Raw genomic sequence first — 466 nt, 5'->3', positions numbered from 1 at the left:
GGATCGCCGGGTCACGGGAGAGCACTTGACGCACCCAGGCCTCACCCCCTAATCGCTTGATATAGCGGTTATTTAAAATGGTGATCCAATTAACACCGCGAATACTGTGGTTATAATGCTTTTTAGTCGTATGTACAGCGGAGTTCACTTGTAATGGAGGATAACGTCTTGCTAATTCATATTCGATGGAAAAGTAATCATGATAATCCCTCGGCAGGGCCAGACAATAACCACAGTCCCCGCTATCTGGCTCCAGTTGCTGGCATAAGTAAGCCAACCAATCATTGAAACGTGCCATGCCCTGTGCTTCTTTAAGATAGAACCAGGGTAATACCAAACTGAGGTAAGAGTTCTGTTTATCTCCCCCCGCTTCTCGAGAATCCAGATAGTGCATAATGCAACTCGGGGCTTCATGCTTATTTTTCGCATCGCTGATATCCCAACCACCGTAGTCGTAAATACCTTT

1 protein-coding gene is annotated in these 466 nt (G+C 46.1%); it reads right to left on the bottom strand.

Features of this window, described 5'->3' with window-relative positions:
• Window positions 1–466 (bottom strand): type VI immunity family protein (locus tag AC971_RS22445; protein ID WP_156170280.1); only part of this gene is annotated, 466 nt, incomplete at both ends.

It is taken from the genome of Yersinia similis, from assembly GCF_001053095.1.
Taxonomy (GTDB): domain Bacteria; phylum Pseudomonadota; class Gammaproteobacteria; order Enterobacterales; family Enterobacteriaceae; genus Yersinia; species Yersinia similis.
The sequence above is the reverse complement of the archived record's forward strand: the minus strand, read 5'-3'. Positions and strand labels throughout refer to the sequence as shown.